Below are 16,509 nucleotides of genomic sequence, written 5' to 3' on the forward strand. Positions count from 1 at the left end.
CTACTAATCTAAACTGCTCATCCAGATAAAAAAGTTAATTAATTTTTGAATAGGAAATAGTTTCTATTTTGTAATAATGGTATTCCGGTTCAATTTAAAAAGCTTTCGTCTTTACCCTTACTCCTCATCTTCATATTGCTCAAGGTAGTAGCTGAAAGTAAAACCTTCTGCTTCCTCTTCCGCATCTTCCAGTGTAGTAAGGAGATCCTCAAAGATTTCAAGCTGATCTACACTCATATTCACAAATTCCAGGTGGAATGGAAGTTCTATACCTCCTGTGATTACATCATAAAGTGCATCCAGATTATCTCCGAAATGCTCTGGCAGAGAAACTTTCTCCCTGAGTTGAGTGTAAAAGTCTTCATAGTCTCCTATGTCAACAAAATCTATATATACTGTTTTCATATTTAATTGAATTTCCAATTTTTAGTGGCTTCCAGAGATTGATTTTCGTCACTTCATTCCTTGTAAGGACTATTATTTACTGTTTTTCGAAACTTTTATAATGATTTTTAGTCAGATAAACATCTCCGTGTTGGGTAAAGACAATACGGTCGGCATTTCTGTTACCACAATGGTAATTTACATCTGCTTCAAAATATTTTTCTCCTTTAGGGAGGTTTCCTTCTCTGTTACTGAATCGATCTCCTCCAATAGCTTTTCCAGGTAAAACCTCACATAAATTTCCCTTGGAAGCATTCCATCCTGATTGTCTTGCTTTATTTTTAGTGACATAATAATCCGGAAGTCTGTAATGCTGTTTTACATAGCTGATGACTTTTTTCTCATCAGTGAGTTGATCTATGGAAACCAGTCCCGAAGGATATTCCTTATTTTTATTGTCTGTTGTATATTCGGTATTGTTAATCTTTTCAATTCTATAATTATTAAAAAGATAAAAAGCCAGTATTCCTACCAAAGTACCAACAATAAAAACAGAAATTATTTTAGCCTTATTGTTCATGACATTTCTTCATTAATCATTTCTCCATTCCTCCGGAATATCACAAACCGGAATAGGATTAATCTTATGCTGGGCAGCTTTATGCATTCTGTCAAATATGAGATATACTTCTTTATCACGACCCTCATAATCGTCTACTGTTTTATGGCCATATTCCTTCTGAATTTTTTCAAGCTCAGGATAAGATGCCCCGATTTGATCTTCATCAGTTCTTTCTGCATCCCATAAACCATCTGTGGGAATTGCCTTTTGAATACTTTCTATTAAATTCAGTTCCTTAGCAATTTGATAGACCTCTGTTTTATAAAGATCCGCAATAGGGGAGACATCTACACCACCATCACCATATTTTGTATAAAAACCAATCCCGAAATCTTCTACTTTATTTCCGGTACCGCAAACCAAAAGCCCGTGGAGCTGACCGAAATAATAGAGGGTCGACATTCTGAAACGGGATCTGGTGTTGGCTAAGGCCAGATTATTATTTGGTCTTCCTTCGATATGATCTTCTATAACATTTTCAAATGTTTCAAAAACAGAAGTGAGATCAATTGTTTTTCCCTGTACATTAGGAAATTTTTTTTTGAGATCGTCTATATGTTCCTGGGCTCTGTTAACCTGATCGGGTTTCTGGCGGATAGGCATTTCAAGAAGCAATACTTCCATTCCGGTCATGGCACATAGTGTAGAAACCACTCCTGAATCTACACCTCCGGAAACTCCGATTATATATCCTTTTACGCCTGCTTTTGTTGCATAGTCCTTTAGCCAGCCTACAATATGATCAATTATTTTCTGTGTCTGCATTCTTTATTCTTTTTCGATTCTAAATTTTTCTGTGTGTTCCTTTCAAAAGCTTCCATTGAAAAGAAAAATCAAAAATACTAGTTTTAAATTTTTATTTCTTAGGTTTTTAACCGGAATTTCTTTTTTATCTGAAAAATTATAGTCTGAATTGTAAATTTATTATTCTGTACCAAAGATTATTACATTGGCAAACCCTTTTTGAATGTTAGAATCCTTTATTTTGTTTCCTCCGAGATTCAGGGTTTGTAAATTGGTATTTCCGGAAATATCCAGACTTTGAATTTGATTGTGTTCCAAATTCAGTCTTCTTAAATTTTTTAATGCACTTAAATCAATATTCCTTAATCGATTTAAAGATAAAGTCAGCTGATCAATTTTAGGAATGTCTTTTAAGTGAATGTTATCCAAAATATTTTGATCAAGGTATAAAGATGTTAAGTTTTTTAGATTTTCTCCTTTGAATACGGAAATTTTGCATTGTGTACAAGAAAATAGCTCCAATTGATCCATGTTTTTTAATGATAAATTCCGAATGGAATTTTCATCCAGAAGGATTATTTTTACATTAGGAAAAAAGATTAAATCCTCTGCTGAGGAAATTCCTTTTTTAACTAAAAATAATTGTGAAACAGTCTGAGCCTCATTTTTATCAATAAAGCCATTTTTATCCGTATCATAATTTTCTATCACTGCTTTTTCAAAGTTTTTGTCCTTGAAACTGAGTTTCTGGCCACTTAAAAACGCCAGTGAAAAGAAGATTGAGACTGTCGCAAATATTTTCTTTTTCCTCATCAGATTGTATTATAATCCTTATTTTTGTGAATCAAAATTTGTGTAAAAATAATGAAGATTTTCAGAATTGTTGCGCTTTCTTCCCTTTTAGTTTTAAGTTTGAATTCCTGTAAAGACCAGTCTAAGGATCAATGGAAAGTAGAAGTGAAGGAACCTGCAGAAAAGGTAGAAGTAACTGATATTTCTAAAGAATTTTATGATCCTGAGGTGTCTTTAGATCAGTTTAAAGCTCAGTTTCCTTGGTTTCAGGGAACAGTAAGTGATGAAGACTTTGTTAAAAGAAGGGGAGATGCAGAAGAAATAAAAGTATATAAAGAAGCAATTTCGAAGATAGATGAACAGAAACTTCAGAAAGAACTGCAGGATTTGTTCTCTCATATAAAATATTATTTTCCTCAGTTTAAAAGTCCTAAAGTATTTCTTTTTTCATCTGCATTACAGATGGCACAGGATCCTGTATTTTATGATGCCAAAGGAAATCAGCTGTTTATAGATGTAACGGGATTTATGGGAGAAAATAATCCTAATTATAAAGGACTGGAACTATATTTTCAGAAATCGATGAACCCTCAGAATATCGTTCCTAAAGTTTCACGGATCTTTGCTGAAAATATTGTAACGGAATCTCCGGATCATCAGAAATTTATTGATCAGCTTATTCTGAACGGGAAAATGATGATACTTCAGGATGCTTTTTTACCGGATACACCCGACTATCTGAAAATGAACTATACACAAAAGCAGTATGAATGGGCGGTAGCTAATGAAGCCAATATCTGGAATTATTTTGTGGAGAATAATTTAATTTTCAGTGATGATGCCAGACTGATCGAGCGCTTTATGGCGCCGGCTCCTTTTTCCAAATTTTATACGGAAATCGATAATGATTCTTCACCGCAGATCGGTATTTTTACGGGTTGGCAGATATGTAAAGCTTATTTTAATCAAAAACCAGAAACAAAACTGGTAGACTTTCTTAAAATAGATGGTACTACAATATTTAATCAATCAGGATATAAACCCAAAGTGAAATAATAAAACAATTAGAAAAAATAGAAAATGAGAAAGACCCAGATAACAATAGATGTAGAATTAGACGAAAATCATATTCCTGAAACCATCAGTTGGAATGCCCAGGATGGCGGGATCGAGAAAGAAGAGACAAAAGCGACTATGATTTCGGTTTGGGATGATAAAGCTATGGAAGCTTTAAGGATTGATCTTTGGACTAAGGAAATGCCTGTGGATCAGATGAAAATGTTTATTCATCAGATTTTAGTTTCATTAGGAAATACTTACCAGAGAGCAACCGGAGAAGAAGATGTAGCACAGTGGATGGAGCAGATGGCAGAAGAGTTTGCCATTAAATCAGCCATTAAAATGTAAATAAAATAAGTAGCTGTCAAACAAACAATCTAGTGGTATAATTCATTATCATTGGTAAACTGTTAAATTGATATATTGTTACACTGATAAATTATATAAGTTATGAATTTTAATACAAAAGTTATACATGGAGGGCAGCATCATGAGTCTGCAACAGGTTCTGTAAATGTGCCTGTATTTTTGACCTCTACATTTGCACAAAAAAGTCCCGGAGTTCATTCGGGATATGAATATTCAAGAGCAGCTAACCCAACGAGACAGGCATTGGAAGATTCTTTAGCCAGTATTGAAAACGGAGCCAGAGGTTTGGCTTTCGGTTCCGGATTAGCAGCAATTGACTGTGTTTTGAAATTATTAAATCCCGGTGATGAAGTGGTTGCTGTAGATGACTTATATGGAGGGACATACAGAATGTTTACCAGGCTTTTTGAAAAATATCAGTTGAAATTTACTTTCGTTAATTTTGATGATGTTTCAAAAATTGCTGACGTAATTACGGATAAAACAAAATTGATCTGGGTAGAAACACCTACCAATCCTTTGATGAAACTGGTAAATATTAAAGCTGTTGTAGAAATTGCAAAAGGAAAAGATATTTTGGTAGCGGTAGATAATACATTCGCAACCCCTTATATTCAGAGACCACTGGATCTAGGGGCAGATATTGTAATGCATTCTGCAACAAAATATTTGGGAGGACATTCAGATGTGATTGCCGGAGCATTGATAGCAAAAGATGCTGAGTTGGGAGAAAAGCTACACTTCATTCAGTTTGCCAGTGGAGGGATTTTAGGACCTCATGATTCTTATCTGGTATTGAGAGGAATTAAAACATTGGCATTGAGAATGCAGAGACATTCAGATAATGGACTGGCAGTAGCTAAATATTTAGAGCAGCATCCTGCTGTGGATAAAGTAATTTATCCGGGATTGGAATCACACCCTCAATATGCGTTGGCTCAATCTCAAATGAGGGAGTCCGGAGGAATGGTTTCTTTCACATTTAAATCAGGAAAAAAAGAAGATGCCATAAAATTTTTAGAAAAAGTAAAAGTTTTCACTTTGGCAGAATCTTTAGGAGGTGTTGAATCTTTAGCTAATCACCCTGCTTTAATGACGCATGCTTCTATTCCTGCTGAAAAAAGAGCAGAACTGGGGATTACAGATGATTTGATCCGTTTAAGCGTAGGTATTGAAGATGCGGAGGATCTTATTGCTGACTTGGAAAAAGCATTTTCCTAAAATATACATATAATGAGAAAGATTGTGATGGTATGTCTTCTCAGTTTTTTAGTCAGAATTTATATTCTCAGGTAAAAAATACCGATGAATTATATAAAACAGCTCAAAAACTGGATAGCTTGATATTCAAGGAAGGATATAATCAGTGTAATCTTTCTCATTATGATTCAATCATCAGTAATGATCTTGAATTCTATCACGATAAAGGAGATGAATTACTGATGGAAAGGAAGCTTTTATAGCATCTATTAAAGTAATATTTGCAGAGCTCCCAATACCATAAAACGTGAACTTGCTCCCGGTACCATGAAAGTTTCTCCTCTGTATAACAATAATATTTTATATGCTTTTATACAGGAAGGTGAGCATGAATTTTTTGAATACTTTAAAGGAAAGTAGAATAAAGGAAGCCGTGCGAAATTCGTTATTTTATGGATTTCTGATCATGAACAATGGAAAATGAAAAGGGTTCTAAACTATGACCATTATTAAAATTAATATGAAAAACACAAGAAAAGCTGCCATTCAGGATTTGGCACAATTAGCACAATTATTTGATCAATACAGAATTTTTTATCATAAAGAGTCTGATGAGAAAGGAGCCGAAAGGTTTTTGAAGGAGAGAATTGAAAATAAAGATGCAGAAATATTTGTAGCTATACAAGATGATAAACTGGTAGGATTTGTTCAGTTATATCCTCTGTTTTCCTCTACAAGAATGAGCCGTTACTGGCTGTTAAATGACCTATATATTAATGAAAACTACAGAGGCAAAGGATATTCAAAAGAATTAATTGAAGAGGCTAAAGAGCTGTGTAAATCATCAAAAGCTGCCGGAATTTTATTGGAAACAAGTAAAACGAATGATATTGGAAATCAATTGTACCCGGCCTGTGGATTTGAAATTTATGATGAAGTCAATTTTTATGAATGGACCAACTCCGAATTATAAACTAAAAAATCATCTTAATCATGACTTATTTTGAAAAATATATTCAAAGGTATTTAGATATGATACCATCAGGTAACTGGATGGAGGAAATGAAAAATTCCGGTGAAAAAACAGTTGAAATTTATAAAAACCTTACAGAAGACCAGTCTCATTATGCTTATGAGGAGGGAAAATGGACTTTAAAAGAAGTATTGCTTCATTTATCAGATACAGAGAGAATCTTTCAATACAGAGCTTTAGCTTTTGCAAGGGGAGAAAAGGCACAGTTGCCTGGTTTCGATGAAAATGAATATGCTGAAAGTTCTCATGCCAATGAAAGAACTCTGGAGTCTTTAATAGAAGAATATCAACTGATCAGAAAACTATCCGAGCTTACTTTTGAAACAATGAGTAGCAGTGTTTTCGATAATAAAGGAAACGCAAACGGAAATGAAATTTCTGTAGAAACTTTGGGTAAATTAATTATAGGACACAATTATCACCATCTTCATATAATTGAGGAAAGGTATTTGTCCAGTTTATAAGAGGAACAAGAAATTTTTTAAAAAATATTATTAATAGAAACGGGCTTTAGCCCGTTTTTTATTTGAATATCAATCAATATGGGCTTTAGCCAAAACTTAAAAAAGAATTCCTATTTTTAAGAAAACAACACAAATGCCTTTTATCAAAATTTATATTCATATTGTTTTTTCAACAAAAAACAGGGTTTCCTACTTCAATACTCCCAATCTAAGGGTGAAAGTATGGAAGCATATCAAAGAAAATGCCTTCCAAAAAGGAATTCACTTAGACATGGTTAATGGGTATTCGGATCATTGTCATTGCTTAGTATCTCTAAGTTCTCATCAAAATATAGAAAAGGTAGTACAACTATTAAAAGGAGAATCTTCTCACTGGATTAATAAAAATCAGTTAACCCCCGAAAAATTTGCCTGGCAGGCTGAATATCTTGCTGTTTCTGTTTCAGAATCGAAAATTGATTTGGTAAGAAATTATATTAAAAATCAGGAAATGCATCATCAAAAGAAAATATTTATGGAAGAATATCAGGAGTTTATGGATAAATATGGATTTAAAGTATAGCTTTAGGCTAAAGCCAACTAGGATTTTTTTTCATATTAAAATGGGCTAAAGCCCATTCCTATTCATTCAATGTATTATCATTTTTTACAGAAGATTTGTAAATTTACAGCTCATTAGACAATTGAATTTTTAAACACTTTTAACAAAGAATTGTTTAATTGAAATTATTATTAAAATGGAAAAAATAATAGAAATCTTAAAGTCCGGTGGAACGATTCTGTATCCCACTGATACTATTTGGGGAATAGGCTGTGATGCTACCAATGTGGAGGCGGTCAATAAAATTTTTGAGATCAAGAAAAGGGAGAAAAATAAATCAATGATTATTCTGGTAGAATCGGAAAAGAGACTGCAGGATCTGGTAGACGTACCTGAAATGGCTTGGGAAATCATTGACTTAAGCGAGAAGCCGGTAACTATCGTTTATGAAAATCCCCGAGGGCTTCCAAAAGAACTTCTGGCGGTAGACGGAAGTATCGGTATCCGGTTGGTGAAAAATGATTTTTGTAAAAAACTTATTACAAAATTAAATAAACCTCTTGTTTCTACATCAGCTAATTTTAGTGGAGATAAAAGTCCGATGAAGTTTTCAGACATTTCTCCAGAAATTATTGATCTTGTAGATTATGCTGTAGAAGAGGACAGAGAAAAAGTTTCAAAATATTCCGGGTCTTCAGTGATTAAAATCTGGAATGATAACAGAATAAAGGTGCTTAGAGAATAGAAAATAAGATTTAATTATCTTTGCAAAATCATTGAACCATTAAGGTGTTAAGAATATTGAGTTCTAAAGCTTGGTGACCTTAACCTCTTAATGGTTTTACCTTAAATAATAAACCTGATGCTTATTAATCTTAATCAAAATAAAAACTTAAAACTTTTTAAAATAATTTCTGAAGTGGCTGCTGCTCATAATCAGACTGTATATATCGTAGGAGGATATGTCCGGGATTTGCTGATGAACAGAAAAGCTTCTACGGATATTGATTTTGTTACTGAGCAAAGTGGAATTGAGCTTGCTCAAAATGTTGCTGCTGAAATTGATCCAAAACTGAAAGTGTCGGTTTTCAAAACCTATGGAACGGCGATGATTAAATATAAAGATCTGGAGTTGGAGTTTGTAGGAGCAAGAAAGGAAAGTTATACAGAAAACAGCAGAAAGCCGGAAGTAGAAGGAGGAACTTTAGAAGATGACCAGAAGAGGAGGGATTTTACGATCAATGCAATGGCGATTTCTTTAAATAAAGAAAACTTTGGAGAATTGATGGATCCTTTTAACGGGATTGAAGACCTTGAAAAAGGAATTTTAAGAACACCTTTAGAGCCTGCCCGGACTTACTCTGATGATCCGTTGAGGATGATGAGAGCGATTCGTTTTGCTTCTACCTTACAGTTTACCATAGAAGAAGATTCATTAGATGCTATTAAAAAAGAAGCTGAAAGAATTAAAATTGTTTCCATGGAGAGAATCATGGTTGAATTCAATAAAATCATGCTTTCGGAAAAGCCGTCGATAGGATTGAGATTAATGGAAAGAACGGGGCTTTTAAAACTGATAATCCCTGAATTGGTAGAATTAAAGGGAATAGAAGAAGTAGAGGGGCAGACGCATAAAGATAACTTTTACCATACTTTGGAAGTGGTGGATAATATCTCTGAAAATACAGATAATCTTTGGCTTCGTTGGTCAGCATTGCTTCATGATGTAGGTAAAGCTCCCACAAAGAAGTTTGTGGAGGGTACAGGATGGACTTTTCATGGGCATGAATTTTTAGGATCTAAAATGGTTAAGATGCTTTTTCAGCGATTGAAACTGCCATTGGGAAATGATCTGAAATATGTGCAGAAGATGGTAAAGCTTTCCTCACGGCCTATTGCTCTTATTACGGACGATGCTTCAGACTCAGCGTTGAGAAGATTATTATTTGATGCAGGAAAGGATCTGGAAGATCTGTTTACCCTTTGCAAAGCGGATATCACTACTAAAAATACGAAAAAGCAGGATAAGTTTAAAAGAAACTTTGAATATGTAGCAGTAAAAATAAAGGAGGTTGAGGAAAAAGATCATGTCAGAAACTTTCAGCCGCCTATTTCCGGGGAAGAGATTATGGAAATGTTTAGCCTGAAACCAGGAAGAGAAATAGGGATTTTAAAAGAAAAAGTAAAAGAAGCCATTCTGGAGGGAGATATTCCAAATGATAAAGAAGAAGCAAGAAAGTTTGTAATTGCTGAAGCTGAAAAGCTAGGGCTTTTCCTATAAACAAAATACCGGGCTGCTATTAAACAGTCCGGTAAAAAACACAAATGATATAAAAAGTAGAAAATTATATTGAGATTAATATAATCATCTTATTAATTTAAATAGAATCCGTTTGAACCTTTACCTGCAGTAAAAGTTTTGATCTTGGATCCTGTTGTTGAATATACTGTAATTTCACTGTCCTGGGTGAAGTTTTTCACATCCGAAGTGAAGATTTTATCATCGATAACATTAAATCCGTACAATGTATAATATTGTCCGCCATCAACAGCAGTAAATAACGGAGCTGTAGGAACTGTTGTAGAATTTATATCCATACTGTATACTTCGTTTCCTGAACTGAAATAAAATTTACCGTTCGAAACCTGAAGATTAGTGGCGTTTGAAATTCCCGTCAATGTTGTAGTTTTTATAATATTTCCTGTACTGGAGATTTGGTAAATATAAGAATCTGTAGCTCCAGATGCAATAGTATAGACCATAGAATTGCTGGAAATTGTTGAATTAATATTTCCGGCAGGTAAAGTGATTACAGATTGTATCTCATTGGTACCTGTATTGATGCTTGTAATCGTATTTCCATAGCCATAAGAAGCATTTTGTACGAAAATATTACCGCCTGCTTCCACCACTTTTTCTACAGTATCTGTAAAAGTGATTTTTTTCACAAAGGAAAAGTCAGAAGTTTTATAAACACTTACATATTTGTCACCACCATACTGATCATTTGATACATAAATGTAATTATTGGCTGCTGCCATATAACGAGGCTGATTGATCTGATCTGTAATTTCTCCTGTTTTTTTAAATGTATATCGGTTTACAACTTCCACTTTATTGGAATTGTTTAATAAAAGATAAGCATTGTCACCACTGAAAGTAATGGTTTGCAGTACATCTCCAAGATTTGAATTGTTATTATTGCTCGAAAATATATTGTCTTGCTTAAAGCTTAAATCTTTACTAATAAATGTTACTTCTGCATTCGGGGTTCCAAAATTTCCTTCATTAGTTACGAAAAAACCATTTTCATAGGTAACAGGAGCCAAAGTATTATCGTCATCATCATTACTACATGAAATATTGAAAACCAGTGTAAACGCAAAAAGTAGTGTTAGTAGTCGAGTTATTTTCATAATATTTTAAAAATTAATTGTTGCTGAAATACTGTAATTTCTTTTGGGTAAAGGGTAATAGGCTACGGTTTTGTAAATAGTATCCGTAATATTGTTCACTTTAAATCCTATTGTGTAATTCTTCAGAATAGTAGCATATACTCCGGCATTCAGGACGAAATAAGGATCCAATGCGTCACTTCTTTTTTCGTCGCTCGTGGTGTAGGTAAGCCCGTTGTACATTCCCTGCACATATAATCTTAAGAAACGGTATTGATAATCAATATTTCCAAAAACCTTATGTAAAGGAACATACATCATCTGTTTATCCGTTTCCTTATTAATAGATTTGGAATATGTATATCCTATATTCAATTTAAAAAGATGGTTATTGATTTTCTGATCAAAATTCAATTGGGATTCCAAACCGTAAGATTCAACCTTATGCGTATTAAAAGGAGCCCAATATCCATAAGGAGTGGGAATCCAGCTGATGTAATCAGAAATATTCATATAATACGGACTTAAGTTAAGTCTGAATTTCCCCAACCGGAATTCATGATCCATGTCTGCCTGGATTGAAGTCTCTGATTTTAAATCTAAATTACCTCCCGGCTGCCAGTACAGTTCATTGAACGTAGGGTACCTGAAGTTCCTTGAAAGGTTAATTCCCAGCTGATACCATTTTGAAGTATTCCACTTTCCTGAAAAAGAAAACAGGACAGGTGAGCTGATATCTTCCACAAAATCCTTTTTTATACCGGCTTCAAAACGGAGATCGTCACTGGCAAAATATCTTATTAATCCGGCCAGTCCTCCAATATTACGGCTGATACTGCTGATTCCGCTTTCATATCCTTCTCCTTTGTTAACCTGAAACTCAGTGATGAGGTTGAAATTCAGCTTAGGAAGGATAAAATAATTGAAATCATTTTTGAGTATGTAATTTTTGCCTGTACCGCCACTGGTTTTAGGAGCATGATAAACTCCAAAATACTGGAAATTATCTTCAGTATAGGCTGCTTTAAAACTGTTGGAAAGTTTTTGTGTATTAATATCCCATGAAATTAAGCTTCTTGTGCTTTGGGTTTCATATTTTGTTTTATTCCCGTTTTCCGTAAAAATAGGGTAGTGCTGAGCAGAGTCATAGAACTGGCTTTGCCATGAAATAGTCTGATGAGGTGCTATTTTATAAGATACTCCAAGATTAAAAGTCGTGTTGTTGTATTGCCCGTTTCGGTTGATGTAATTACTTTCTTCCTCTACTTTATAATCATTTCGGCTGATTGAATGCCCACCGGAAGCTTTAATGCTCAGTTTATCATTACTAAAGGAAAGTTTGGCAAAATTATTATACGTATCAAAAGAAGCATATTCCGAATATAAGGAAGTACCAAAACCTCTGTTGAAATTAAGGTCATTATTTAAATGAATACTTCCTCCAATAGCTGAACTCCCGTAAATGACACTTCCTCCTCCGGACTTTATATCAATTTGATCATAACCGAACAATGGAATATTGTTAATATCGCCCTGACCTAAGAAAATAGAGTTGATATTAATTCCATTCCATACAAAAGCGGTATGGTTGGCAGTAGTTCCACGGAATGATGGTGAGGAAACTGCTCCACGTCCGTTTTCTTTAATATAAACTGCTGATTGAAAGCGTAAAAGTTCAGAAAGATTATTAGAGTTTTTTTCTACATCCTGAGGAGTAATTGTAGTAATATTGTGAAAAAGTTTTACTCTTTTCATTTGGTTGTCAAAGAGGTATACCGTATCAATGGTTTTCTCCTGTCCAAAAAACAGAAAAGAGGGGGCTGATGATAAAAGAAGTAATAAAGTCCTTTTTATATTCATAACTATTTACTTTTCCTCCGAAAGCAAGAATGGTTAACTTTTGGTGTCTGGCAGGTCTCCTGACTTTCGCATCCTACCCCTTCCCGTTATTACACAGTGGTTAATTGTAGAACTTTATGGTGCGATTTACAGTTGCGGGGACAGTTCAGGTATTTCACCTGATTCCCTTTTAATTTCAATTTCTTGAAAACCAAAACTTCTGCAAATATAATCTTTTAAAAGGAATCAACAATTTTATTGCTGATAAATAATCTGAGCATACACTTTTATGATTGCTTATTTATAAATATTTTTATAATAAGTTTTTTAATATGTATGTCAAATGTTTTAGAAAATAAAAAGAACTCTTATAGGAAAGTAGAATCAAAATAGAAAGGAAGAAGCTCTTTGATAGACTCTACCTTTACCACCTCGTTATTCATATTGGAAAAATAAAGATCTATATTTTCGTTTTGCTTGATTTCATATTCCAACAAGCTTTGTCTGCAGGCTCCGCAGGGCGGAATTGGCGGATTGTTTTCTGAAAACTCTTTGGGACCACCTACCACAAAAATTTTTTTTATTTTCTCATGGGGAAAATTAGCTGAAATCCAGAATAAAGCCGTTCTTTCAGCGCAAAGCCCGGAGGGAAATGCTGCATTTTCCTGATTATTTCCGGAAAAAATTTCTCCGTTTTCCAATAAAACAGCACAGCCTACTGAGAATTGGGAGTAAGGTGAATAAGCATTTTCCCGTGCCTGTTTGGCTTTTTCAAGAAGCTTCTTCTCTATATCATTAAGCTCATCGGCATTCCTGAAATACTCATAATTAATCTGAAAATCTTTTTTCATAAAATAGTAATGTAAAAAGGGACGTAAAATTAGTTCTTTTTCATTAGATGAGCAATGATAATTTATACACCTTATTTTGTAAATTTAAAACAAATTAATTTCAATATGTTATATACTCCTATTAAATTCAGAAATGTAGAACTGAAAAACAGATGGGTAATGTCCCCTATGTGTATGTATTCTTGCGAAAATGGCGTAGCCAATGATTTTCATTTTGTTCATTACGGAAGTCGGGCACAAGGAGGAACAGGATTACTTATAGTAGAAGCTACAGGTGTGGAGCCAAGAGGAAGAATCACTAATAAATGTATGGGAATATGGAATGATGATCAGGCAGACCATTTGAAAAAAATTGTTGATTTTGTTCATCGGAATTCCGATAGTAAGATAGGAATTCAGCTTTCTCATGCAGGACGTAAAGGGTCTACATGGAATAATGTTCAAATTTCTCTTGAAGAAGGATGGGAAACCATTGGTCCAAGTCCGGTTCCCTTTAAAGAAGGAGAAAGGATTCCGCATGAGCTGACTATTGGTGAAATTAAAGACTTGGTTCAAAATTTTAAAGATGCAGCAAGAAGAGCCGTAAAAGCAGGGTTTGACGTGATTGAAATTCATGGGGCACACGGGTATTTAATACATCAGTTTTTATCTCCGCTTTCCAATATACGAACTGATGAATATGGTGGTAGCTTTGAAAACAGAGCTCGTTTTTTACTTGAGGTAGTGGATGCCGTTAATGAAGAGCTTAATGAAAATGTAGCATTATTTGTAAGAATTTCCGGAACTGAATATGCTGAGAACGGCTGGGATATTAATGATAGTGTTGAGCTGGCTAAGATATTGAAAAATCATTCTGTAAATTTAGTAGATGTCTCTAGTGGAGGGAATATCCATGGTGCTAAGATTCCGGTTTTCGATGGATATCAAGTGCCTTTTGCTGAAGAAGTGAAAAATAAGGCCGGAGTGAAAACAGGAGCTGTGGGGTTAATTACCCGATTGGAACAGGCGGAAGAAATTATAAAAGAAGAAAAAGCGGATCTTATTTTTGTAGCCAGAGAAATTCTTAGAAATCCTTATCTGGCAGTGCAAGGCTCTTTTGAAACGAAAGAAAACTGTTTTTTTCCTAATCAATATCTGAGAGCGAAAATTTCTTCTTAATTTTGGAAACTTAAAAACTGAGGAAAATTGATTATGAAAATTGAAGAATTCATGTTGCCATGCCCTAGCAAAAAGTTCCTGGGAATGGAATGTTTTGGCTGTGGAGCACAGCGGGCCATTGTTATGGTGTTTGAAGGGAAATTTTCAGAAGCATTCCATATGTTTCCTGCAGTATACACATTATTACTTTTTTTATTTACCGTTGGATTGAATTTTGTTGACCGGAAAAGAAATTATGGAAATATATTGGTTTTTCTTGCAATTATTAATTCATTTATAATGGTAATTGCTTATTTTTACAAACATTTTTTTTAAACACAAAAATATAGCTATGAATCAACAAAAATTACCCAACGCTACGGCGGTACTTGTTCTAGGAATTGCTTCAATTGTAGGATGTTGTTGTTATGGGGTAGTAGGTATTATTACCGGTATCATTGGATTAGTTCTTTACAAAAAGGACAATGCATTGTATCAAATGAATCCTGAACTATATTCAGATTACAGTAATCTGAATACGGGAAGAATATTATGTATTATTGGATTAGTTCTAAGTGTACTGTATCTAATATACTCAGTGGTAATTATTGCAACTATAGGAATTGATGCCCTTTCCGATCCTCAGCTGATGCAGGAAAGAATCAGAGATTTATCAGGACAGTAATAATTTATTCAGATAAAAGGCCGCTTACGAGCGGCCTTTTTTTATGCTTATTTATCAATGACCTACTTACTATCTAATCTTAACATAGATCAATGTGAATTAAAAAATTAAGTGTACTCATTATATATTCTCTTTAAACACGCCAATAGCTTCAGATTTTATTTGTAAATTTAATTTAACATAATATATAAATAATTAATTATATGAAAGCAGTACGTTATTTTGGGCACAAGGATGTCCGTGTTGTGAATGATATGGAAATACCAAAACCTACAGGAGAAGAAGTCCTGTTGAAAATCGGAGGAGCGGGAGTCTGTCACTCGGATTTACATGTTATTGATGAAGGAACAATCACGGGAACTGTGTTTACTTTAGGTCATGAAAATGCAGGATGGATAGAAGAAGTGGGTCCGGACGTTAAAGGGTACAAAAAAGGTGATGCTGTCTTAGTTTATGGGCCATGGGGATGTGGGCATTGTAAACCTTGCCAGCAATCTAAAGAAAATTATTGTGATCATCAGTCTGAAATGGCTTTTGGTGGTGGTTTAGGGTTGAATGGAGGTATGGCAGAATATATGTTGGTTCCCTCGTCCCGTTTATTAGTTCCCATTTATGATTTGGATCCGGTAATTGCAGCACCTCTTACGGATGCAGCATTAACTCCTTATTCAGCGATTAAACGTTCGATGGATAAATTAATGTCAGATGAATTTGTAGTGGTTATCGGAGTCGGTGGTTTAGGACATGTTGCCTTACAGATCCTGAGAGAAATAAGTGGAGCTACCATTATTGCATGTGATGTTACCCCTGAGAAATTAGCTTTTGCTAAAGAATTGGGAGCGGCTTATACCCTTAACTCAAAAGATGCAGATGCAGCTGAACAGATTCAAAAGATTACAGGAATTAAAAAAGCAAAAGTAGTCATAGATTTTGTTGGAGCTTCGTCTACTATAGATTTAGGCTCTAAAGTAGTCAGCCTTGATGGAGATCTTACCATTGTGGGACTAGGTGGGGGAATTTATCAATATAATATGATGGGGCTGCCGTTTGGAGTTAGAATGACTAATCCTTACTGGGGTTCCCGAGTGGAACTTATGGAAGTGGTAGGACTGGCAAGGCAGAAAAAAATTCATATTGAGATTGAAAGATACAAACTGGATGAAGCTCCGGCTGTATATGATAAACTCAGAGAAGGAAAAATCAAAGGACGTGCGGTTCTCATTCCGTAAGCCTATTTTTCAATATGTTTTATAGCAGAAAGTCTTTTATTTTTTAAAAGTAAAAGACTTTCTTATAGGCTTTTATATTCCCGATCGTAGAATTACTACAAAATATGAAATTGGGGTGTAAAAATTTTAAAAATTAAAATTAGGTCTATATATTTGCTATTATA

At 34.3% G+C, this 16,509-nt stretch carries 20 protein-coding genes and 1 riboswitch; of the genes, 13 read left to right on the top strand and 7 right to left on the bottom strand.

All coding sequences use genetic code 11. The features are described 5' to 3' along the window. Positions 1-117: 117 nt before the first annotated feature. The 4 genes from Q0A18_RS00290 to Q0A18_RS00305 all read right to left on the bottom strand — a co-directional run bounded on the left by Q0A18_RS00290 (position 118) and on the right by Q0A18_RS00305 (position 2,563). Positions 118-405: a barstar family protein gene (locus Q0A18_RS00290; RefSeq protein WP_292008164.1), complete on the bottom strand. Its 288-nt coding sequence runs from the start codon at positions 403-405 to the stop codon at positions 118-120. Positions 406-481: 76 nt separating this feature from the next. Then, positions 482-964 carry a ribonuclease domain-containing protein gene (locus Q0A18_RS00295; RefSeq protein ID WP_292008165.1) on the bottom strand — a complete coding sequence of 161 codons (483 nt, stop codon included), beginning with the start codon at positions 962-964 and terminating at the stop codon, positions 482-484. A gap of 12 nt (positions 965-976) precedes the next feature. Beyond that, the gene (gene nadE, locus Q0A18_RS00300) at positions 977-1,771 is read right to left on the bottom strand and encodes an NAD(+) synthase (protein ID WP_292008166.1); all 795 of its coding nucleotides are present in this window, start codon (positions 1,769-1,771) and stop codon (positions 977-979) included. A 159-nt stretch (positions 1,772-1,930) separates the two neighbouring features. Beyond that, positions 1,931-2,563: a leucine-rich repeat domain-containing protein gene (locus Q0A18_RS00305; RefSeq protein ID WP_292008167.1), complete on the bottom strand. Its 633-nt coding sequence runs from the start codon at positions 2,561-2,563 to the stop codon at positions 1,931-1,933. A 51-nt stretch (positions 2,564-2,614) separates the two neighbouring features. Here Q0A18_RS00305 and Q0A18_RS00310 point away from each other — a divergent pair, with 51 nt between their 5' ends. The 9 genes from Q0A18_RS00310 to Q0A18_RS00350 all read left to right on the top strand — a co-directional run bounded on the left by Q0A18_RS00310 (position 2,615) and on the right by Q0A18_RS00350 (position 9,489). Continuing rightward, positions 2,615-3,598, top strand: a complete 984-nt coding sequence (locus tag Q0A18_RS00310; RefSeq protein WP_292008168.1) for a gliding motility protein GldB — start codon at positions 2,615-2,617, stop codon at positions 3,596-3,598. 24 nt (positions 3,599-3,622) lie between these two features. Continuing rightward, complete coding sequence (gene gldC, locus Q0A18_RS00315) at positions 3,623-3,949, top strand: gliding motility protein GldC (protein WP_292008169.1); 327 nt, start codon at positions 3,623-3,625, stop codon at positions 3,947-3,949. A gap of 102 nt (positions 3,950-4,051) precedes the next feature. Continuing rightward, complete coding sequence (locus Q0A18_RS00320) at positions 4,052-5,191, top strand: cystathionine gamma-synthase (RefSeq protein WP_292008170.1); 1,140 nt, start codon at positions 4,052-4,054, stop codon at positions 5,189-5,191. Positions 5,192-5,223: 32 nt separating this feature from the next. Then, on the top strand, positions 5,224-5,433 hold the full coding sequence (locus Q0A18_RS00325; RefSeq protein ID WP_292008171.1) for a hypothetical protein: 210 nt from the start codon (positions 5,224-5,226) through the stop codon (positions 5,431-5,433). Positions 5,434-5,690: 257 nt separating this feature from the next. Continuing rightward, the gene (locus Q0A18_RS00330) at positions 5,691-6,143 is read left to right on the top strand and encodes a GNAT family N-acetyltransferase (protein WP_292008172.1); all 453 of its coding nucleotides are present in this window, start codon (positions 5,691-5,693) and stop codon (positions 6,141-6,143) included. Between the two features lie 59 nt (positions 6,144-6,202). Next, positions 6,203-6,667 carry a DinB family protein gene (locus Q0A18_RS00335; protein WP_292008173.1) on the top strand — a complete coding sequence of 155 codons (465 nt, stop codon included), beginning with the start codon at positions 6,203-6,205 and terminating at the stop codon, positions 6,665-6,667. A 133-nt stretch (positions 6,668-6,800) separates the two neighbouring features. Then, positions 6,801-7,229, top strand: coding sequence for an IS200/IS605 family transposase (gene tnpA, locus Q0A18_RS00340; protein WP_292008174.1), 429 nt, complete (start codon positions 6,801-6,803; stop codon positions 7,227-7,229). Between the two features lie 175 nt (positions 7,230-7,404). Further along, positions 7,405-7,953 carry an L-threonylcarbamoyladenylate synthase gene (locus Q0A18_RS00345; RefSeq protein ID WP_292008175.1) on the top strand — a complete coding sequence of 183 codons (549 nt, stop codon included), beginning with the start codon at positions 7,405-7,407 and terminating at the stop codon, positions 7,951-7,953. 117 nt (positions 7,954-8,070) lie between these two features. Next, entirely contained in the window at positions 8,071-9,489 is a 1,419-nt protein-coding gene (locus Q0A18_RS00350) for an HD domain-containing protein (RefSeq protein WP_292008176.1), read from the top strand. Positions 9,490-9,581: 92 nt separating this feature from the next. Here Q0A18_RS00350 and Q0A18_RS00355 read toward each other — a convergent pair whose 3' ends face one another. From Q0A18_RS00355 to cdd, 3 genes are all read right to left on the bottom strand, one after another. After that, positions 9,582-10,625: a DUF5074 domain-containing protein gene (locus Q0A18_RS00355; protein ID WP_292008177.1), complete on the bottom strand. Its 1,044-nt coding sequence runs from the start codon at positions 10,623-10,625 to the stop codon at positions 9,582-9,584. A gap of 6 nt (positions 10,626-10,631) precedes the next feature. Continuing rightward, positions 10,632-12,464 (bottom strand): TonB-dependent receptor, encoded by a 1,833-nt coding sequence (locus Q0A18_RS00360; protein WP_292008178.1) that lies wholly within the window; start codon positions 12,462-12,464, stop codon positions 10,632-10,634. A 31-nt stretch (positions 12,465-12,495) separates the two neighbouring features. Beyond that, positions 12,496-12,674, bottom strand: a riboswitch (cobalamin riboswitch). A 137-nt stretch (positions 12,675-12,811) separates the two neighbouring features. Beyond that, a complete protein-coding gene (cdd, locus tag Q0A18_RS00365; protein ID WP_363315931.1) occupies positions 12,812-13,324 on the bottom strand; it encodes a cytidine deaminase in 513 nt (170 codons plus the stop codon). A 75-nt stretch (positions 13,325-13,399) separates the two neighbouring features. Here cdd and namA point away from each other — a divergent pair, with 75 nt between their 5' ends. The 4 genes from namA (at position 13,400) to Q0A18_RS00385 (ending at position 16,345) form a co-directional block, all read left to right on the top strand. Beyond that, positions 13,400-14,452 carry an NADPH dehydrogenase NamA gene (gene namA, locus Q0A18_RS00370; RefSeq protein WP_292008180.1) on the top strand — a complete coding sequence of 351 codons (1,053 nt, stop codon included), beginning with the start codon at positions 13,400-13,402 and terminating at the stop codon, positions 14,450-14,452. A 33-nt stretch (positions 14,453-14,485) separates the two neighbouring features. Then, on the top strand, positions 14,486-14,767 hold the full coding sequence (locus Q0A18_RS00375; RefSeq protein ID WP_292008181.1) for a DUF2752 domain-containing protein: 282 nt from the start codon (positions 14,486-14,488) through the stop codon (positions 14,765-14,767). Positions 14,768-14,783: 16 nt separating this feature from the next. Further along, positions 14,784-15,116 carry a CCC motif membrane protein gene (locus tag Q0A18_RS00380; protein ID WP_292008182.1) on the top strand — a complete coding sequence of 111 codons (333 nt, stop codon included), beginning with the start codon at positions 14,784-14,786 and terminating at the stop codon, positions 15,114-15,116. 203 nt (positions 15,117-15,319) lie between these two features. After that, complete coding sequence (locus Q0A18_RS00385) at positions 15,320-16,345, top strand: NAD(P)-dependent alcohol dehydrogenase (RefSeq protein ID WP_292008183.1); 1,026 nt, start codon at positions 15,320-15,322, stop codon at positions 16,343-16,345. Positions 16,346-16,509 lie beyond the last annotated feature (164 nt).

This window comes from Chryseobacterium sp. (assembly GCF_022712095.1).
In the GTDB taxonomy this organism is placed as follows: Bacteria; Bacteroidota; Bacteroidia; order Flavobacteriales; family Weeksellaceae; genus Chryseobacterium.

Coding starts and splice junctions, on each gene's coding strand:
- Q0A18_RS00290 (WP_292008164.1), bottom strand. CDS start 405: ATGAAAACAGTATATATAGATTTTGTTGACATAGGAGACTATGAAGAC.
- Q0A18_RS00295 (WP_292008165.1), bottom strand. CDS start 964: ATGAACAATAAGGCTAAAATAATTTCTGTTTTTATTGTTGGTACTTTG.
- nadE (WP_292008166.1), bottom strand. CDS start 1,771: ATGCAGACACAGAAAATAATTGATCATATTGTAGGCTGGCTAAAGGAC.
- Q0A18_RS00305 (WP_292008167.1), bottom strand. CDS start 2,563: ATGAGGAAAAAGAAAATATTTGCGACAGTCTCAATCTTCTTTTCACTG.
- Q0A18_RS00310 (WP_292008168.1), top strand. CDS start 2,615: ATGAAGATTTTCAGAATTGTTGCGCTTTCTTCCCTTTTAGTTTTAAGT.
- gldC (WP_292008169.1), top strand. CDS start 3,623: ATGAGAAAGACCCAGATAACAATAGATGTAGAATTAGACGAAAATCAT.
- Q0A18_RS00320 (WP_292008170.1), top strand. CDS start 4,052: ATGAATTTTAATACAAAAGTTATACATGGAGGGCAGCATCATGAGTCT.
- Q0A18_RS00325 (WP_292008171.1), top strand. CDS start 5,224: ATGTCTTCTCAGTTTTTTAGTCAGAATTTATATTCTCAGGTAAAAAAT.
- Q0A18_RS00330 (WP_292008172.1), top strand. CDS start 5,691: ATGAAAAACACAAGAAAAGCTGCCATTCAGGATTTGGCACAATTAGCA.
- Q0A18_RS00335 (WP_292008173.1), top strand. CDS start 6,203: ATGATACCATCAGGTAACTGGATGGAGGAAATGAAAAATTCCGGTGAA.
- tnpA (WP_292008174.1), top strand. CDS start 6,801: ATGCCTTTTATCAAAATTTATATTCATATTGTTTTTTCAACAAAAAAC.
- Q0A18_RS00345 (WP_292008175.1), top strand. CDS start 7,405: ATGGAAAAAATAATAGAAATCTTAAAGTCCGGTGGAACGATTCTGTAT.
- Q0A18_RS00350 (WP_292008176.1), top strand. CDS start 8,071: ATGCTTATTAATCTTAATCAAAATAAAAACTTAAAACTTTTTAAAATA.
- Q0A18_RS00355 (WP_292008177.1), bottom strand. CDS start 10,625: ATGAAAATAACTCGACTACTAACACTACTTTTTGCGTTTACACTGGTT.
- Q0A18_RS00360 (WP_292008178.1), bottom strand. CDS start 12,464: ATGAATATAAAAAGGACTTTATTACTTCTTTTATCATCAGCCCCCTCT.
- namA (WP_292008180.1), top strand. CDS start 13,400: ATGTTATATACTCCTATTAAATTCAGAAATGTAGAACTGAAAAACAGA.
- Q0A18_RS00375 (WP_292008181.1), top strand. CDS start 14,486: ATGAAAATTGAAGAATTCATGTTGCCATGCCCTAGCAAAAAGTTCCTG.
- Q0A18_RS00380 (WP_292008182.1), top strand. CDS start 14,784: ATGAATCAACAAAAATTACCCAACGCTACGGCGGTACTTGTTCTAGGA.
- Q0A18_RS00385 (WP_292008183.1), top strand. CDS start 15,320: ATGAAAGCAGTACGTTATTTTGGGCACAAGGATGTCCGTGTTGTGAAT.